At 68.1% G+C, this 16,242-nt stretch carries 21 protein-coding genes; 14 read left to right on the top strand and 7 right to left on the bottom strand.

Going from position 1 to position 16,242, the window contains the following annotated elements; all coding sequences use genetic code 11:
- Positions 1-175 precede the first annotated feature (175 nt).
- The 8 genes from WMR31_RS12305 to WMR31_RS12270 all read left to right on the top strand — a co-directional run bounded on the left by WMR31_RS12305 (position 176) and on the right by WMR31_RS12270 (position 5,957).
- On the top strand, positions 176-634 hold the full coding sequence (locus WMR31_RS12305; protein ID WP_340539131.1) for a hypothetical protein: 459 nt from the start codon (positions 176-178) through the stop codon (positions 632-634).
- A complete protein-coding gene (locus WMR31_RS12300; protein WP_340539130.1) occupies positions 631-1,479 on the top strand; it encodes a hypothetical protein in 849 nt (282 codons plus the stop codon). The genes WMR31_RS12305 and WMR31_RS12300 overlap by 4 nt, the downstream gene beginning before the upstream one ends.
- Positions 1,480-1,481: 2 nt before the next feature.
- Positions 1,482-1,877 carry a holo-ACP synthase gene (locus WMR31_RS12295; protein ID WP_340539129.1) on the top strand — a complete coding sequence of 132 codons (396 nt, stop codon included), beginning with the start codon at positions 1,482-1,484 and terminating at the stop codon, positions 1,875-1,877.
- 43 nt (positions 1,878-1,920) lie between these two features.
- Positions 1,921-2,313 carry a helix-turn-helix transcriptional regulator gene (locus WMR31_RS12290; protein WP_340539128.1) on the top strand — a complete coding sequence of 131 codons (393 nt, stop codon included), beginning with the start codon at positions 1,921-1,923 and terminating at the stop codon, positions 2,311-2,313.
- 11 nt (positions 2,314-2,324) lie between these two features.
- The gene (locus WMR31_RS12285) at positions 2,325-3,722 is read left to right on the top strand and encodes an ImmA/IrrE family metallo-endopeptidase (protein WP_340539316.1); all 1,398 of its coding nucleotides are present in this window, start codon (positions 2,325-2,327) and stop codon (positions 3,720-3,722) included.
- 100 nt (positions 3,723-3,822) lie between these two features.
- A complete protein-coding gene (locus WMR31_RS12280) occupies positions 3,823-4,428 on the top strand; it encodes a C1 family peptidase (RefSeq protein WP_340539127.1) in 606 nt (201 codons plus the stop codon).
- Between the two features lie 18 nt (positions 4,429-4,446).
- Positions 4,447-5,334, top strand: a complete 888-nt coding sequence (locus WMR31_RS12275; RefSeq protein ID WP_340539126.1) for a nucleoside triphosphate pyrophosphohydrolase family protein — start codon at positions 4,447-4,449, stop codon at positions 5,332-5,334.
- A gap of 17 nt (positions 5,335-5,351) precedes the next feature.
- A complete protein-coding gene (locus WMR31_RS12270; RefSeq protein ID WP_340539125.1) occupies positions 5,352-5,957 on the top strand; it encodes a dTMP kinase in 606 nt (201 codons plus the stop codon).
- 26 nt (positions 5,958-5,983) lie between these two features.
- Here WMR31_RS12270 and WMR31_RS12265 read toward each other — a convergent pair whose 3' ends face one another.
- From WMR31_RS12265 to sigJ, 4 genes are all read right to left on the bottom strand, one after another.
- The gene (locus WMR31_RS12265; protein WP_340539315.1) at positions 5,984-7,036 is read right to left on the bottom strand and encodes a nucleotide kinase domain-containing protein; all 1,053 of its coding nucleotides are present in this window, start codon (positions 7,034-7,036) and stop codon (positions 5,984-5,986) included.
- A 549-nt stretch (positions 7,037-7,585) separates the two neighbouring features.
- Positions 7,586-8,041 (bottom strand): DUF6924 domain-containing protein, encoded by a 456-nt coding sequence (locus tag WMR31_RS12260; protein WP_340539124.1) that lies wholly within the window; start codon positions 8,039-8,041, stop codon positions 7,586-7,588.
- 55 nt (positions 8,042-8,096) lie between these two features.
- A complete protein-coding gene (locus WMR31_RS12255; RefSeq protein WP_340539123.1) occupies positions 8,097-8,711 on the bottom strand; it encodes an MSMEG_1061 family FMN-dependent PPOX-type flavoprotein in 615 nt (204 codons plus the stop codon).
- Positions 8,712-8,739: 28 nt separating this feature from the next.
- Positions 8,740-9,678: an RNA polymerase sigma factor SigJ gene (gene sigJ / locus WMR31_RS12250; protein ID WP_340539122.1), complete on the bottom strand. Its 939-nt coding sequence runs from the start codon at positions 9,676-9,678 to the stop codon at positions 8,740-8,742.
- 109 nt (positions 9,679-9,787) lie between these two features.
- On the opposite strand from sigJ, the gene WMR31_RS12245 reads away from it, so the two are divergent.
- Positions 9,788-10,156 carry a DoxX family protein gene (locus WMR31_RS12245; RefSeq protein ID WP_340539121.1) on the top strand — a complete coding sequence of 123 codons (369 nt, stop codon included), beginning with the start codon at positions 9,788-9,790 and terminating at the stop codon, positions 10,154-10,156.
- Between the two features lie 9 nt (positions 10,157-10,165).
- On the top strand, positions 10,166-11,518 hold the full coding sequence (gene nuoH, locus WMR31_RS12240; protein ID WP_340539120.1) for an NADH-quinone oxidoreductase subunit NuoH: 1,353 nt from the start codon (positions 10,166-10,168) through the stop codon (positions 11,516-11,518).
- Here nuoH and WMR31_RS12235 read toward each other — a convergent pair.
- The 3 genes from WMR31_RS12235 to WMR31_RS12225 form a co-directional block, all read right to left on the bottom strand.
- Positions 11,491-12,237 carry a class I SAM-dependent methyltransferase gene (locus tag WMR31_RS12235; RefSeq protein ID WP_340539119.1) on the bottom strand — a complete coding sequence of 249 codons (747 nt, stop codon included), beginning with the start codon at positions 12,235-12,237 and terminating at the stop codon, positions 11,491-11,493. The two genes, nuoH and WMR31_RS12235, sit on opposite strands and share 28 nt — an antisense overlap.
- On the bottom strand, positions 12,237-13,625 hold the full coding sequence (locus WMR31_RS12230) for an MFS transporter (RefSeq protein ID WP_340539118.1): 1,389 nt from the start codon (positions 13,623-13,625) through the stop codon (positions 12,237-12,239). Before WMR31_RS12230 ends, WMR31_RS12235 begins: the two co-directional genes overlap by 1 nt.
- An 89-nt stretch (positions 13,626-13,714) precedes the next feature.
- Positions 13,715-13,906: a hypothetical protein gene (locus WMR31_RS12225; RefSeq protein WP_340539117.1), complete on the bottom strand. Its 192-nt coding sequence runs from the start codon at positions 13,904-13,906 to the stop codon at positions 13,715-13,717.
- Between the two features lie 154 nt (positions 13,907-14,060).
- On the opposite strand from WMR31_RS12225, the gene WMR31_RS12220 reads away from it, so the two are divergent.
- From WMR31_RS12220 to WMR31_RS12205, 4 genes are all read left to right on the top strand, one after another.
- Positions 14,061-14,867, top strand: coding sequence for an enoyl-CoA hydratase/isomerase family protein (locus WMR31_RS12220; RefSeq protein ID WP_340539116.1), 807 nt, complete (start codon positions 14,061-14,063; stop codon positions 14,865-14,867).
- 66 nt (positions 14,868-14,933) lie between these two features.
- Positions 14,934-15,455, top strand: coding sequence for an SRPBCC family protein (locus WMR31_RS12215; RefSeq protein WP_340539115.1), 522 nt, complete (start codon positions 14,934-14,936; stop codon positions 15,453-15,455).
- A 3-nt stretch (positions 15,456-15,458) separates the two neighbouring features.
- The gene (locus WMR31_RS12210) at positions 15,459-15,842 is read left to right on the top strand and encodes a nuclear transport factor 2 family protein (RefSeq protein WP_340539114.1); all 384 of its coding nucleotides are present in this window, start codon (positions 15,459-15,461) and stop codon (positions 15,840-15,842) included.
- Positions 15,843-16,199 carry a DoxX family protein gene (locus WMR31_RS12205; protein ID WP_340539113.1) on the top strand — a complete coding sequence of 119 codons (357 nt, stop codon included), beginning with the start codon at positions 15,843-15,845 and terminating at the stop codon, positions 16,197-16,199.
- The last annotated feature ends 43 nt before the right edge of the window (positions 16,200-16,242 follow it).

The following is a 16,242-nucleotide window of genomic DNA, read 5'->3' as shown; positions in this document are numbered from 1 at the left end:
CTCGCCCAGTCGGGCGTCGACCTCCGACGGGGTGTGTTGCGAAACCCACGTCCAGGAGCGTACGTGGCGGCCGAGCACCCGCGCCCCCCGACCCGGCGAGGAATCAGGCCGGGGCGCGTCAACTTCCTGAGCGGAAGCCCTTGCATCCGATGTCGGAAAATGCGACATTAAAGTCATGACATCGGACGTGGCGTCGGACGCGAAGGCGAGCGGAGGGAGCTTCTTTCCTCGGTCAGTGTCCGCCGTGTCCACCGTTCCTGCGCCGACGACGAAGGCTGCTCGGCCGGGCCTGACCTTGGCGCAGCGCGTAGCCGCAGTGCCGGGGCTCGGGCGCGCCGATCTGCGGATCGCGGACGCAACCGCGATGTCCGCCACCCTGCTGGAGCTTTGGGCCGCGATGACGAACCGCCCCACGCAGGAACTTGCGGCGGGGGAGATGCATCCCGATGGAACAGCGCGGATCAGCAGCCAAGTTGCGGTCTGGCTGATCGGCCGGGTCTCCCAGGCATACGGGCGTCGCAAGCTCGTGAACCTGTCGCGCGTGAAGGACCTCGAGTCACTTCGCAGCCTGGGCGGACTCACCGGGCTCCTGAGATCAGTGATCAACGCCGATTCGGAAGGCACCCTGGTATGAGCGTCTACATCGAGCCTGCTGTCAACATCAGTGAGGCATGGCTGCGCACCCTGGAACGAGTTGCCTACGAAGGTGGGCACGCAGTCAACGTGATCACGACGGTCAAGGACCCGCTGGCACCCGAAACCGACACGATCCGCGCAGCACTAGATGGTGTCATGGCGGTACCGCGAAAGAAGGTGCGCGTACAGCCCGTCGAGACGGTCTCGGGCACGCTGTTCCCGCACGAGGTCTACGCCGACACTGGACTCAGTTTCAGTCCCGACATGGACGACGATGCGCTGGCCAAGCTGGACGCAAGTGCCGCAGACCTCTACGAGTGCTACGGGGAAATGCTGCCTGTCCTGACGACCGACACGGCAAACCGGAATGGAACCTACTTCGGACGGATGGTCAGCTGGCCCGGCAAGACGGGAGGTGGGAGGAACCAGCTCGCCGACCGAATCAAGCACTTCCGTAGCGCGCGCACACGGAATGTCAGCCAGCGGAATCTTGAGGACATCGCGGTCGGAGGAGAAGCTGACCGGTTCGACATGCCAGAGGGTCTCCAGGTCTACGCAGCCAGCGACCTGCGCGAATATGGATTCCCGTGTCTGGTCCATGTAGATCTCACGCTGTACCAGAACCGCATCAGCATGGCCGCCACCTACCGACATCAATATCTGGTGACCAAGGCCTACGGCAATCTGCTCGGACTCAGCCGACTGCTCGGGTTCCTCGCTCAACAGAGCGGCTACGGCGTTGGGGAATTGATGGTCAATGCAACCTTCGCGGATGCAGAGCACAGCAACTACACCAAGGCCGGCGTGGCCGAACTGATCACTGCCGCCAGCGCGGTGCAGTAGACATGTGTGCCACTGACGCCGGCGTAGACATGGTGAGCATCACCCAGATGGCCTCCATGCTCGAGGCATCTGGTCAGACCTACCGCGACCTGTGTTGGAGCCCCGCAGAACAGGCCTACTGCGGCGACTCTCCAGCAAGGTACGCAACGCGATGGGCGGCCAAAGAGGCCGTCATGAAGGCGCTGGGTCACGGCATAGGAGAGGTCGATCCGCTTGACATCGAGGTCCTCGCCCACGAAGGCCAGCGCCCCCAGCTCCGACTGTCAGGAACAGCGGACGCGTTCGCCCAACAGGCAGGCGTGTCGCTGAGCCTGTCGATCAGCCACGAGGGCGACCTCGCCACCGCCTTCGTGATTGCAACCTGGTGCTGCGCGAACCACGCCTCTGAAACCCTGTGATGGCCGGCGCCAGAGTCGACGAGCCAATCGGAAGGAGATGAACATGGACCTGAACGAACAGCAGGCAGTGGGGCAACGGCTAAGGAGTGCTCGCGAGACTCTTGGTCTGACCCAAGAGGACGTTGCAGGCGCGCTCGGGATCCAGCGGACCAGCGTTATCGCGATGGAGGCAGGGAAACGGAACGTAGGTGCGCTAGAGCTCCGCAGACTCGCTCGGATCTACCGCCGCAGTGTGGCGTGGATTCTCGGCGAGGAACCTGACGCTGAAATTGTCGGCGACAACGGCGCGCTCTTCCGAGCGACCGCGGAGCTCTCGCCGCAGGACAAGGAGCAGGTGCTCCGGTTTGCCGAGTTCTTGGCCGCCGCAAAAGCTCAACAGACCTCCAAGCCTCGAGCCCGGACGGCACGCACGCGACCCGTTGTCGATGGAGACTGAGTGTGGTCACGATGCAGGCGCGCCGTCACGCGCTACAAGAAGCGGATGCCCTCCTGCGTGAACTTGACGTTCCGCAGGACGCGCCGGTCGACGTCTTCGCACTGATCGAGAAGCTCGACCTCGAGCTCGTCTTCAACAACCTCAAGACGCTCCTCGGTGCGTTGGTTCCTCACGGAGATGGCGGCATCATGCTCAGCACCCAGCGGGGTGCCGCCGTCCAGCGCTACACCGCTGCACACGAGATCGGGCACTGGGTCCTCGATCACGAAGCGGCGTTCGACACTGAGGCGGATCTGTACTACCCGACGCACGATCGCGAGCAACTCGCCCAGATCTTTGCCAGTCAGCTACTCATGCCCCCGCCTTTGGTCTACGCCACCGCCGGCCGGTACGGCGTCACCAACTCGCCCACAGCTACAGGCCCGTTGGTCTACTCGATGGCTCGCGACATGGGCGCCAGCTACGAAGCCGTCGTGCGCCAGTTGGACAACCTCGACCTGATCAGTCGAAACAAGCGAGACGAGTTGCTCGCGATCCAGCCCGCCACCATCAAGGCGCAACTCGCACTGGGACACCGGCCGGCCGGAAACGTCGATGTCTGGCCCGTGGACGTTCGCTCCTCCGGCGGTGCGATCGCCGTGACCGAAGGCGACGAAATCGTCGTCATGCTGCCCGAGAACCGCACCACTGGCTACAAATGGCTCACCGAGGATGATCTCCAGGCACGAGCCCGGCGACGTGTCCATCCGGCTCCGCCGACCGAGAGTGGTGCTCAGACGCCCGATCCCGAACTGGGCTGGGCTCCGCCCGCCACTCTTCCCGCCCGGTCGCGCCAGGACGTCGACCGCGCTCTGCTCGCCATCCGTGGCAACGCTGGAGCGACGCGCATCCTGCCGGACGCGGAGCCCGTAGGCGTGGAAACAGACGAGCTAGGCCGTGAGGCTGATGAAACCCTCGTCCTCCAATCGGGTCCCAGACTCCGCGCCGTGGAAGACGTCTATCGCTCCTCATGGACTGCAGCCCGGCCGTCGGAGCTGCGCGCGCTACGCAGGTCTATCGCACGTGGTGAGCCGCTCCAAGCAGGGATTGGCAGGCCTCCCGCGCCCGCACATGGTGCGGTCGATTCCACAGCACCCTCAGCTGCAGATCTCCTGGTCGGCGGGACCGGAACCCGCCTCCTTGCGCTGCGCTCAAGCGGAGAAGGCCGCGATACGGTTCGCCTCGTATACAGCTCCGCCTACGACCCCAGCGCGGCCGCAGCAGAGTCCTACGAGATTGACGTCACGATTGCGCGGGCGCCGTCTATCGCCCGGCGGCAGCACCACCTCAGCGTGGCCGCCGAGTTCAGGGGCGACGGCGAACCAACTGAGGCACAGGGTCGTGACCAAGGCGGGCTCGACGGTGACTAACGCTCCCGCTCCCGGCCAAGCTCCCGCGGCTCGCCCGGACGTCGATCTCCGCGGCCGAATCTCCAGTCCGCTAATGTGCCAAGGCCCGAGACCACTATGCGTGCCGATCTCGCTCAGCCACGCGCACGATGCGCTCGGCGGATCGGCCTCGAGCGTGGACACAGCCAAGGCGCCAGAGGCGATCTGGTGGCACTGCGCGCAGCGCGGCCAAACCCACCCCGACGGCATGGATCTCAACCACGCCGGCGACGCATTGGCGGGTTCGGGCCAACCTCCGTTGAGCGAGTGGCCTTGGAACCCGAACCTGGGGTACGGGACCGAAGACCCGCCCGCCACAGCAGGCGCGCCGCCGTGGCAGCAGGCCAGAACGCTTACTTTCGAACCCTCGCACGACGGAGTCGAAGATCGAATCGAGGATGCTCTTGCTGCGGGGTACCCCCTAGTGCTGGTCGTCGAGGTCACCCACGAGTTCGAAAACCCAGCCCCAGACGGCTCGATCGACGTGCCCGACATACGCAGCCCGCCCGGCGACTACCACGCAGTACTTGTCGTTGGATGCGCCACGGACCCCGTCATAGGACGACGGCTGCTGATCCGCAACAGCTGGTCCGAAGCCTGGGGCGCGGCAGGTTACGGCTGGCTTCCCCTGGACTATCTCGTGGCAAACGCCGTCCAAGCGGCAGTCGTCGTCACCCAACGACCCTGAAGCAGAGAGAGGGAAGCAATGGATATCAGTGAGTATCAGCGCCGATCGGCTGCCAGCGACATCCTGCCCGACGATGACCTCACCTTGATCCTCCTCGGACTCGCCGGCGAGGTCGGAAACCTTGCGGCCGAGTACAAGAAGCAGCAACGCGACACCATCGGCTACCGGGCATTTCGCGACGAAGTCCGCGAAGAGCTCGGCGACCTCGCCTGGTACGCCGCCGCCCTCGCGCGCCGCTGCGACCTCGACCTCGATGAGATTCTCCAGGACAACCTCCACAAGACAGAGATCAGATTCAATCGTCCCGCCAACCCGCCTCCGCATCGGCTATTCGATGATGAACGGCCAGAGGATGAGCAGTTTCCGCGCCGGATCGACATCACCTTCACCGAGACCATTGAGACTGACCGCGGTGCACGTCCAGTCCCCGTTGTGCGCATCTACCGCGGGACTGACGCCGTTGGCGATCCACTCGACGACAACCGCGACGACAACGATGATTACCGCTACCACGACGCACTCCACCTTGGACACATGGCAGTCCTCGGATGGTCCCCAACCCTTCGTGGCCTGCTCAAGGTGAAGCGCAAGGGTGATCGCGACGCCGACCGCATCCAGGACGGAGGTCGCTCAGCGGCCCTTGAGGAGGGTCTGACCGCCTACGTATTCTCCGTCGCCACCGAGCACAGTCTGTTTGCAACCAGCGACCGCGTGCCCGCCGACCTCATCAAAGCCTGCCAACGAATGACCAGCCATCTGGAAGTGGCTGAACGAAGCGCGGCTGACTGGGAGTACGCGATCCTCGCTGGCTACCGAGCCTTCCGCGAGCTGCGCGACCACCGCGGAGGCACGCTCCACGCCGACCTCGACGCTCGCAGCCTCAGCTTCACCCCTCCGACCCGCTGAGCATGGGAGCTAGCGCAATGTCACCGAACCCCCTGGTTCTCGCGCAGGGAAGCGTGGTCGTCTTTGAAGGCCTCGACAAGGCCGGCAAGTCCACTCAGCTAGATCGGATGAGGCAGGTAATCGACCCGGTCAGCACGACGTTCGTGCACATGCCGTCCGGCTTCAGTGGATTCACCGGCGGGGTCTATGCACTGCTGGAGGATCAAGACAACCGGCCGACCGATCCCCTCGCACGACAGCTCGCTCACCTTGCCTGCCACAGCGAATCCATGGCAACTCTTGCGTCGAAGGCCAAGAGCGGCGCGCTTGTTCTCGACCGCTGGTGGTGGTCAACGCTGGCCTACGGCTGGTACGGCAGGGGAGAAGTCGACCTCGGAATCGACGAGCGCACCTTCCGGGCCCTTACAGAGGCCATCTGGGCGCCACTGTCTGCTGACGTCGTCTTCCTCTTTCGCCAAACGTACGAAGCCGACAGCAACAACGTTGACGGAGTGTCAGGGGGCTACCAGACGATCGCCGACCAGAGTCCCACGACCGTGATCCACGTCCCTGCCTTGGCCGAGGAGGAGACCCACGAGCTCCTGGTGGGTGAACTCAGGCGGCTCGGCCTCATCGGCGGCTGACATCCCTGCGCATAGGCAGGCATGAGTCAGGCCGTGGTTACGGTCGCGAGACCCCACTTCGGCGGAAAGAACGGAGCGGCCGGGCGGCCGTTCGGCGAGAACTGCTGCTTGATGCGCGTGCGGTTGCCGAGCCCACGCTGTTCCGGATGCATGACACGGGCGTACTTGTCGGTCTCGCAGAACAGATTCTGACAATCGATCAGCTTCAACGGTCGGCCGAACAGATCAACGAAGTCAATCCCGTAGAAGTCGAGCTGCTCGTCCTGCGTCTCGACCATCATTCGGATCAGGTCAGCCGGATCAATGCGGTCCGCGTTGGGGAAGCACTTCGCCAGACCGCTGAGCGCTCCCGGCCCGGCGACGACGAAGTCGTCCTCATCGAAGTCGATCAGAGTCGAGTAGTTCAGGTCGATCGTCAACTGATAGGCGAGAAATGGACCTAGGGACGGAAACTTGATCAGTCGGGAGAAGACTGCCTCGAGCGAGGGAGCACTGGCGAGGTCACGTTCCAAGCCGCTCGTCATCATGTGCTCGATAAGTCGCAAGTGGTTGCGGTGCTTGCGGCGCTCGCCGAATGGCGGCGGCGGCACGATGTAGGCGGCCGAGTACACGCGTTGGCCGCGAGCGAGCCGGTCGTCAAGAATGCGCGAGTATCGCTCAACGTCGAAGTCGTCAACAGTGATCTCCCCGCGCGCCTCCTCGAGCGCTGCCCAAGTCTCGGGCTTGTTGAAGAAGCGGAACAACAGGACCCGGAGCAAGACATTCTGCGGGTCTTGCGTTCCGCTGTAGATCACCTTGATCAAGTCTTGCGAGACTCTGTCCGCCGCACGATAGGCGTTCGTGAACCGATACTGAGTCACCACTGGGTCTTCGGTCCAGGGTGGAGCCTGACCCTGAAGCCGAGCGTGATAGACCCGCTGCCGCTCCGCTGCAAGCGTCCAGTAACTGCGCAGTACTTCGCTGCCCACAATCTGCCGTCCGCCAAGCGCTCCAGTCCACACGCCGTCATCTTCTCGCAGATCGCCTCCCGCGAGTGCTGCGACTGGCCAGAAGCCCGGCTGGGCGTCAGTTGGTTCCATGCTCACAGGTGCCCCTGCGCTCCCCAGTCTTCGTACGGCTAGTCAGGGCGACCGGCCGGTCGCTCCCAGGGCTTCCTCATTTCAACCCCGTTCGCGACAAGCACTGCCCTCACGGGGTTTGCCGTCGTGCCGAATCTTGCCGCGATCCGAGCCAGTGACCAGACGTCGTCGTAGAGCTGGATCGCGCTCTGGATGTTCTCCGGCTCCAGTAAGTCACGCCGAAGGCGGACGCCTTGTCGACGCAGGTGGGCGACCACGGTCTCATGGTGGATCCCGAAGGCCTTCGCCAGGTTTGGAGGTCCTGTGCCAGACCTGTACTCGGTCACCAACGCGTCAAAGTGGGCGGAATGACGCATTTGCCGTCCTACGCCGCCCTCTCTGCGCAAGGCGGTGACCCCGGTGCTCGAGTGCGGCCGCACTGTATGCCTGGGGCTCGCGTGCCGACGAGTTCGAGCAACGTCTCGTGGAACTCGAGCTGGACCCCTGCCGGTGCGCACCAGACCGGTCGGTTACGTGTGGCGGTCAGCGTTAGCGAACTGCCGCCTCGGCTCACTCCTCGAAACCGCGGAAGACCCCGTCCTCGCCGACGGCGTCTGCGAACTCCTCGAAGTCCATGTTGGCGATCGAGAGGTTGGCCTCGATCGACGCGATCTCGGGTGCGGCGCAGCGGAAGGAACGGCCGGGATCTTCGTCCAGGTCGACGTAGAGCACGGTGGGGTCATCGGGTGTGGCCATCGTGGTGGCGTCGGCGAGGAGCACGTATCCCACGCAGTCCTCGCGGTACGCGAGCGCGAGAGTCTCGGGATCGAGGCCCTCGAAGGTTCGATCGTCGATGGGCACGATGTTGGGTCGGTAGTCGCTGGACCCATTGGGGTCGTCGTCGATCCGCATCGGGGCCGACACGAGCGCAACGGTTCGCTGCCACGCGTCGTCGTCGGAGAAGTCGGTGCGGACCAGGGGTGTGGACTCGGACTCGAAGTAGCTCAGCAGATCGTCGACGTTCATGTCGGCATGGTGGCAGGTCGTAGCGGCGTCCGAAGCAGTTCCGTGAGGTCGACGGTCAGCTCGGGTCGTACAGGTCGTCGCGCGACATCGGCCGCTGGTAGTACTCGACGACCTCCTCGCGGGCCTGGCCCTTGCGCCAGAGGGCGAGCGCGATGTCGGCGGGGGCGGGGGCGGCGTCGGGGCGCCAGGCGGTCGGGTTCCAGGCGTCGGCCCGGCGGAACGACTTGGGGCAGTGGAAGAAGACCTCCTCCACCTCGACGACGACGGCGAGCTGCGGGCGGTGGCCTCGCACCCGCATGTCGTCCATGAACGCGGCGTCGCGCACGAGGGTGGCCCGGCCGTTGAGGCGCATCGTGTCGGCGCGGCCGGGGATCACGCAGACCATGCCGACGTGAGGGTTGGCGAGGATGTTGTGGTGGCCGTCCATCCGTCGGTTGCCGGGGCGCTCGGGCACCGCGACGGTGTGCCGGTCGAGGACCTTGATGAAGCCCGCGGGGTCGCCCTTCGGGGAGACGTCGCAGCGGCCGTCGGCGCCGGCGGTCGCCAGGAACGCGAGGGGAGTGGCCGCGAGCCAGGCGAGGTGGGTGTCGTGGAGCACGTCGAGCACCTTGTCGCGCACGATCGGCGCCGGCCTCCCGAGCTCCTCGAGCTCGGCGACCGTCGAGATCACGCGTGCCTCCTCACGCCAGCGCGCGCCGTCAGCCACGGGTCCTCCGCCTCGGGTTCCGGGGGGTCGGTCTCTCGACCAGCGGCCCCAGGTGCTGCAGCTTGGCCGGGTTCAGGATCGAACGCAGCGTCTGGATCCGGCCGTCGGCGATGTCGAGGGCCCAGACGTTGAGCAGCCGTCCCTGCCGGTCGCGGACGACGGCGCCCGGCTGGCCGTTCACGAGCGTCTGCTCGATGTGCAGGCCACCCTTTGCGTACATCTTCACGACCGCCCCGAGGACCTTCAGTACCCGCTCGGGACCGTTGAACGGTCGCGGCCACGACGGACCGTCCCCACCGTCGCCGCACATGACGACGTCGGCCGAGAGCAGGTCGATCAGCGGTGCCAGATCGCCGCGCTCGAGCGCGGTGAAGAACCGGTCGGCCAGCTCCCGGTTGGCCTCGCGGTCGACGTCGAAGCGCGGCTTGCGCTCCTCCACGTGCTGTCGCGCCCGGTGCAGGAGCTGGCGACACGACGCCTCGGACTTGTCCAGGATCCGCGCGATCTGCGGGTAGTCGAACACGAACACCTCGCGCAGCACGAAGACCGCGCGTTCGGCCGGCGACAGGCTCTCCAGCATCACCAGGAAGGCCAGGGAGAGCGAGTCGGACAGCTCGACCCGCTCGAACTCGGCGGACGGGGCGTCGCCGACGAGCGGCTCGGGCATCCACGACCCGACCGACACCTCCCGCTGCACCCGGGCCGACCGGAGGTGGTCGATGCTGAGCCGGGTCACGGTGGAGGACAGGTAGGCCTTCACCGACCGGATCTCCACCCCGCGATCACGCGCACCGCGCATCCGCAGGTACGCCTCGGACACGATGTCCTCGGCGTCGGCGACGCTCCCGGTCATCTGGTAGGCGATCGAGAACAGCAGCCCGCGCAGATCCACGAAGTCGGACGCCTCGTCCCTCGGTTCGGCTCTGGTCATCCTCTGCCCCTCTCCTCACCCCTCGAGACGGTCGAGGCTGGTGATCTGTGACAGCGGCGCACCGGTCGGCCCGCTGTCACAGGGGTCGGCGGCTGCTCGTCTCGAGAGCATGGACATCGCTTTGTGGACCACCTCCGTCGTGGTCTCTCTCGTCTTCGTCTTCTCCGGGGTCGTCAAGTCATTGTTGCCCCGCGAACGACTGCTCGCCTCCGGCCAGCGTGGGATCGGCCCGTTCCCGATGCCGCTGGTCCGCGTGGTGGCGGTCTGCGAGCTCGCCGCCGTCTTCGGCCTCTTCGCCCCGTGGCTCAGCGACACCGCGCGCGTCCTCACCCCGCTGGCCGCCCTCGGCCTGGCCGGCGTCATGTACGGCGCCGCGGTCTCGCACGCGTCGCTGCGCGAGCCGAAGCAGACCGCGGCCGTCGTCGCCATCCTCTGCGTGTGCGCGTTCATCGCGGCCGGCCGCTTCGCCCAGCTGTAGGGCCCGCCGATGATCGCTCCCGCGGTGTACGAGAGCGCCGAGTCCCTCGACGCCTTCGGGCGTGACCCCTGGTGGCTGATGGCGCTCAAGGCCGCCCTGATCGTCGTGGCCCTGTTGCTGCTGGCGCTGTTCAACATCTGGGCCGAGCGCCGCGTCCTGGCCCGTATGCAGCAGCGGATCGGTCCCGCCGTCGCGGGGCCGTTCGGCATCCTCCAGTCGCTGGCCGACGGCACCAAGCTGATCTTCAAGGAGGACCTGACCCCCAGGGCGGCCGACCGCGCCGTGTTCGTGGCAGCCCCGATCCTTGCCACCGTGCCCGCGTTCGTGACCTTCGCGGTGATCCCGTTCGGCCCGGAGGTGAGCCTGTTCGGGCATCGGACGCCGCTGCAGCTGACCGACCTGTCGGTCTCGGTGCTGTTCGTGACGGCGGTCGCGAGCATCGGCATCTACGGCATCGTGCTCGCCGGATGGTCCAGCGGGGCGACGTACTCGCTGCTCGGCGGCCTGCGCTCCAGCGCCCAGATGATCTCCTACGAGGTCGCCATGGGGCTCGCCTTCGTCGCGGTGTTCCTGTGGGCCGGATCGATGTCGACCAGCGAGATCGTCGCCGCCCAGCACGACACCTGGTTCGGGCTGCTGCTGATGCCCTCCTTCGTGATCTACACGATCGCGATGGTGGGGGAGACCAACCGGGCGCCGTTCGACCTGCCCGAGGCCGAGGGCGAGCTGGTCGGCGGCTTCCACACCGAGTACTCCAGCGTGAAGTTCATGCTCTTCTTCTTGGCCGAGTACACCAACATGAGCACCGTCTCGGCGCTCGCCACGACGCTGTTCCTGGGCGGCTGGCACGCGCCGTTCTGGCTCGATCGGCTGTGGGCCGGCGCGAACCAGGGCTACCTGCCGCTGGTGTGGTTCTTCGGCAAGGTGCTGTGCTTCGTGTTCGTCTTCGTGTGGCTGCGGGGGACGCTCCCGCGGTTGCGCTACGACCAGTTCATGGCGTTCGGCTGGAAGCGGCTGATCCCGGCGTCCCTGGTGTGGATCCTGCTCGTCGCCACGGTCCGGGTGGTCTTCGAAGACACCGCCGCCGACGCCGCCGAGGGCCGCCGGCAGCTCGTGATGAGCGCGCTGAGCGTGGTCGTGGTGCTGGTCGCGGCGCTGGTGCTCCTGCGCCGTGGCGATCTGCGGGAGCGCCGACGCCGGGCCGCCCGCGTCCCGGCCGCGACCGGCGGTTTCCCCGTGCCGCCGCTGCCCGAGGGCGGACCGGTGCGTGGCGCCGCGGCGCCCCTCGACATCGAGAACCAGGGTGCCCGGACGCTGAGCGGGCGGAGCGGGCGTCACCCGTCCGACACGACGAGTCGGTAGCCGACGTCGAGCGAGGTCCGCGCCAGCAGATCGCGGTGGCGCGCGTGCCACCGTCCCCGGTCGAGGTCGTCACGCAGCCGTCGCATCGCGCGCTCGACGACGGCGCGTGGGAGCGCGGCGATGCTGGAGGCGCCGGCGCGGACGTCGTGGTCGAGGTAGGCGCGGGGTCGCCGCCAGTTGGCGGCCAGGAACCCGTCGGTGCAGTCCCAGGGCACCGGGACCGGGCGGACCGACGCCGGGGCGAGGGCCGCGGCGATCTCGGGCAGGGTGGCGAGGGACTCCTCGAGGGTGGCGATCTCGGGCAGGTAGTCGGCGACCAGCCACATGCGCGATATCCGGACCGGATCCCAGGTCAGCACGACCTGGCGTCGCGAGACGCGGCGCAGCTCGGTCAGCCCCCTGCCGGGATCGCGCCAGTGATGCACGGTCAGGACCGCGAGCCCGACGTCGAAGGCCCGGTCGTCGAAGGGGAGGTCCTCGGCGAAGGCCTGGACGGCGGGCGCAGCGCCGGGCGGCCGCTGCCCGATCATCGTCGCGGACGGCTCGACGGCGAGCACGAGGCGGTCGGTCGGCTCGTAGGAGCCCGCACCCGCGCCGACGTTGACCACGGAGCGCGCGTCACCGAGCGCTTGGGCGATCGCGGCGGCGATGCGCGGGTCGGGGCGGCGCCGTCGTGCGTAGCCGTCGCCGAGGGCGGCGTAAGGATCCCCGGTGCTCATCAGGGCGTGGTCGCCCGCGCACGCGAGAGGCGGACGCCGAGCACCGAGGCGGCCATGACGCCCAGGAGCGCCAGGTCGACGAGGCTGGCCACGACGGCGGCGTGGACGGTGTCGACCGGTGGCCCGCCGGTGCCGGAGATCGTGAAGAAGACCGTGCCGACCATCGCGACCCCTACGGCGCTCGCGAACTGCTGCACCGTCACGATCAGGCCCGACGCCGCGCCGGCCGCCGCGGCGGCGACGTCGACCAGTGCCAGCGTGGTCATCGTCGGCAGCACGACTCCGTTGCCGAGGCTCATCACCGCCGCGCAGACGGTGATCATCGCCACCGACGTGTGCTCGGCTCCCGAGCGCGCGGCGAGGATCAGCGCGACCAGGCCGAGCGCGGTCAGGCCGATGGCCCCCGCGGGCGCGCGCAGTCCGAACCGTCCGAAGAGCCGGCGTGCGACCAACGAGCTCGCCGAGAACGTGACGGCCGCGGGCACGAACACCAGTCCGGCGTCCAGCGGTTCGAGTCGGAGGCCGTCTTGGAGCAGCAGCGCCAGCGTGAAGGCGAAGCTGGGGAAGAACAGCATGAAGGCGCCGATGCCCAGCAACCCGGAGGTGAAGCTCCTGATCCCGAACAGGTGCGGCGCCACCACCGCCTGGCCCCCACGCTGCAGGACGCGGCGCTCCCACGCCGCGGTCGCGCCGAGCAGGAGCGGCGCAGCGGCGATCACCAACGCCGTCCACGCGGGCCACCCGTGGCCGGGCCCCAGCGTGAGCGGCACGAGCACGGCAGCCACCGTGAGCGCGACACCGGCCGCGCCCGCGACGTCGAACTCGGGACGCGCCCCACGCCGCGGTCGCGGGAGCACGAGCGCGCCGAGCACCGCGGCTGCCAGCACGACCGGCAGGTTCACCAGGAAGATCCAGCGCCAGCCCCAGCCGGAACCCCCGACGAGGACGCCGCCGAGGACCTGCCCGCAGATCGACCCGAGTCCGGCGGCGACGGCGTACCAGGCGATCGCCCTGGCGCGACGCGGAGCCGCGACGGTCGCGGTGATGTAGGCCAGGACCTGGGGGAGCATCACGGACGCCGCCGCTCCCTGGAGCAGCCGGGCGACGATGAGCTGCGGCGCGTTCTGGCTCACGCCGCACAGCAGCGAGGCGGCCCCGAACGCGAGGACGCCGAGGAGGAACATCCGCCGGAACCCGAAGAGGTCGCCGAGCCTGCCGGCCGTCATCAGGCCGGCGGCGTAGGCGAACGCGTAGCCGCCGACGATCAGCTCGAGGAGGCCGGCGTCGGCGTCCAGCGAGTCGCGGATCGACGGGCCGGCGACGTTGACGACGAAGAAGTCGAACTGGCCCAGGAACGTCGCCGAGAGCACGACCACCAGCCCGGCCACCTGAGAGCGCTGCTCACGTCTCGGTCCCGGATCCGGTTCGGGCGCGACATCTACCGCGTCGGGCGGGGCGATCGGTCGCGTCTGGCGGCTCAGCGCACCCACCCGCCTCGGTGGTCGTAGGCAAGGTCGCCCGCCTCGTGCGGCCGGGGGCGCTCGACGGTGTCGGGGACCGGCCCGCCGAGGGTCGGCAGCGCGCCGTCGCCGGGCGCGCGCCGGGGCCGTCTGGCGACTCCGATGATCCCCGCGATCGCGGTGCCGGTCGCTGCCGCTCGATGACACATCCGAGCTACCTCCTCCACTCGCCCTGCTGGCCGACGGTCTGCGCCGTCGTCCCTCAGACGGACCCGCGTCGTGGCTTGTGACGACGGATGCCGCGGCGTCACGGATCGCTCGAGCGATCCGTCTCAGAGGTGCATCCGGCACAGGAGGTCTTCGATGACATCGGATCTGCCGCGCTACCGCTCTCTGCGATTCACCCGCACCAAGCACGTCGGGCGCCTGGTCCTCGCGCGGGCGAACAGGCTCAACGCGATGAGCTCCTCGATGCTCGGCGAGCTCCGTGACCTCGGCGGTCGCCTCCTCGCCGATCGGGACTCCGCGCTGCGCTGCCTGGTCGTCAGCGGCGACGGACGATCGTTCTCGACCGGTCTCGACCTGACCGAGTTCAGTGGCGGGGTGATCGCCGAGCTGGCGACCCGGCCGTCGCCCGACTCCATGATCGGCGACGGCCTCGACCTCGCCGGCTCCTTCGAATGGCTCCCGCGGCTCCCCTATCCGAGCATCGCGGCCGTCCGCGGCCACGCCTATGGCGGCGGCTTCCAGCTCGCCTTGGCCTGCGACCTGCGGGTGTTCGCCCGCGATGCCCTGGTCGGCCTCACCGAGTCCCGGTTCGGGCTGGTGCCCGACATGGGCGCCACCTTCCGCCTGCCACGCATCGTCGCTCCCGGCGTCGCCCGGGAGCTGATCCTCCTGGGCGAGATCATCGACGGCGAGCGCGCCTACCAGATCGGCCTGGCGAATCGCGTCGTCGACGCCGACGAGCTCGACGGCGCGGTCCAGGAGCTCGCGGAGAAGGTGGTCGGGCAGTCGCCGACCGCCGTCGCCGCTGCGCGTCGGCTGCTGCGCGGGGAGGGCGAGGAGGAGGCGCGGCTGCTCGCCGCGGTGCGCGAACAGGCCCACTGCCTGAGATCCGAGCACTTCCGTGAGGCACTGCGGGCCCTGGCCGACGTGGAGCCGCGGTGATGTCACAGATCGCCCCCGACGTCTCGTCTGAAGGTGACAACCGCAGGATCGGCGAGAGGAGTCATCGTGGTGCGAGATGCCCCTGAACGGTGGACGGATCTCGAGGCGACGATCGACGTCGACGCCTCGGTGTCCCACGTGTGGGACGTCGTCAGCGACGTCCGCCGGATGTCGCAGTGGAGCCCGCAGGTGGAGGCGAGCGCGCTTCGCGCGGGCGTCGAACGGATGGGCCTGGGTGCCAAGTTCGTGAGCAGCAACAGCCACGGCCCGCTGCGATGGCAGACCCACGGAGAGGTGGTGCGCTACTCGCCCGAGGACGAGATGGCGTTCCGGATCGAGGAGAACTGGGTGGTCTGGTCGTTCCGGGTCGAGCCGACCGGTTCGGGAGGCACTCGCCTGATCCAGCGACGCGAGACGCCGGACGGCATCTCGCCGTTGTCGCTGGAGCTCACCGAGACCTACTTCGGCGGCCAGGAGGCGTTCTCCCGGTTCATGCTCGCCGGGATGCGGCAGACCCTGCGCGGGATCAAGGCGACCGCGGAGGCGGGATCGGACGCCGCGCGCAAGACCAACAGCTGGGAGGACTGAGCGATGTCGAGGTTCCGTGCGGCGATCGAACGGCGAGACATCGACGCCGCGGTGGCGCTCCTGGCCGACGACGTCGTGTTCCGCAGCCCGGTCGTCTTCCGGGAGTACCGAGGCCCGGCGCAGGTCGCGCCACTGGTCCACGCCGTCGCGGAGGTCTTCTCGGACTTCGCCTACACCCACGAGTGCCGGAGCGCCGACGGTCGCACCGAGAGCCTGCACTTCCAGGCCCGCGCCGGGTCCCACGAGGTGGAGGGCTGTGACCTGGTGACCTGGAACCAGGATGGGTCGATCTCCGAGCTGGTCGTGCTGGTCCGCCCGCTCTCGGGCCTGATCGTGCTCGCCGAGCGGATGCAGGCCGTGATGTCGTCAGCGGCGGGTCTGGCCTAGATGCGGATCGCCTACCTGGCGCTCACGATCCTGGCGGCACTCATGAACGGCTACGCCGCGTTCCTGAGTCTCACCGGGGCCGCGTCGGTGGGCGCGATCGCCGATCGGCTCGAGATCTCGCGGCGGTGGATGCGTCCGTTCGGCCTCGTGCTGACGTGCGGCGCGCTGGGACTCCTCGCAGGTCTCGCGGTGCCGGCGCTCGGAATCGCCGCGGCGGCCGGCCTCGTCGGCTACTTCGTGTGCGCCGTGGCCGCGCACCTGCGCGTCCACGACACGGGTCTGGGTGGCGCGGTGTTCTTCCTGGTGCTGGCCGCGGCCGCGCTGCTGAGCGACGTCGCCTATCGCCAGGGTTGGTGAAGACAGGGCCGACTCCAAGTTGCCGACAGGGCGTCGTTAAACT

The organism is Nocardioides epinepheli (genome assembly GCF_037936805.1).
Taxonomy (GTDB): Bacteria; Actinomycetota; Actinomycetes; order Propionibacteriales; family Nocardioidaceae; genus Nocardioides.
The sequence above is the reverse complement of the archived record's forward strand: the minus strand, read 5'-3'. Positions and strand labels throughout refer to the sequence as shown.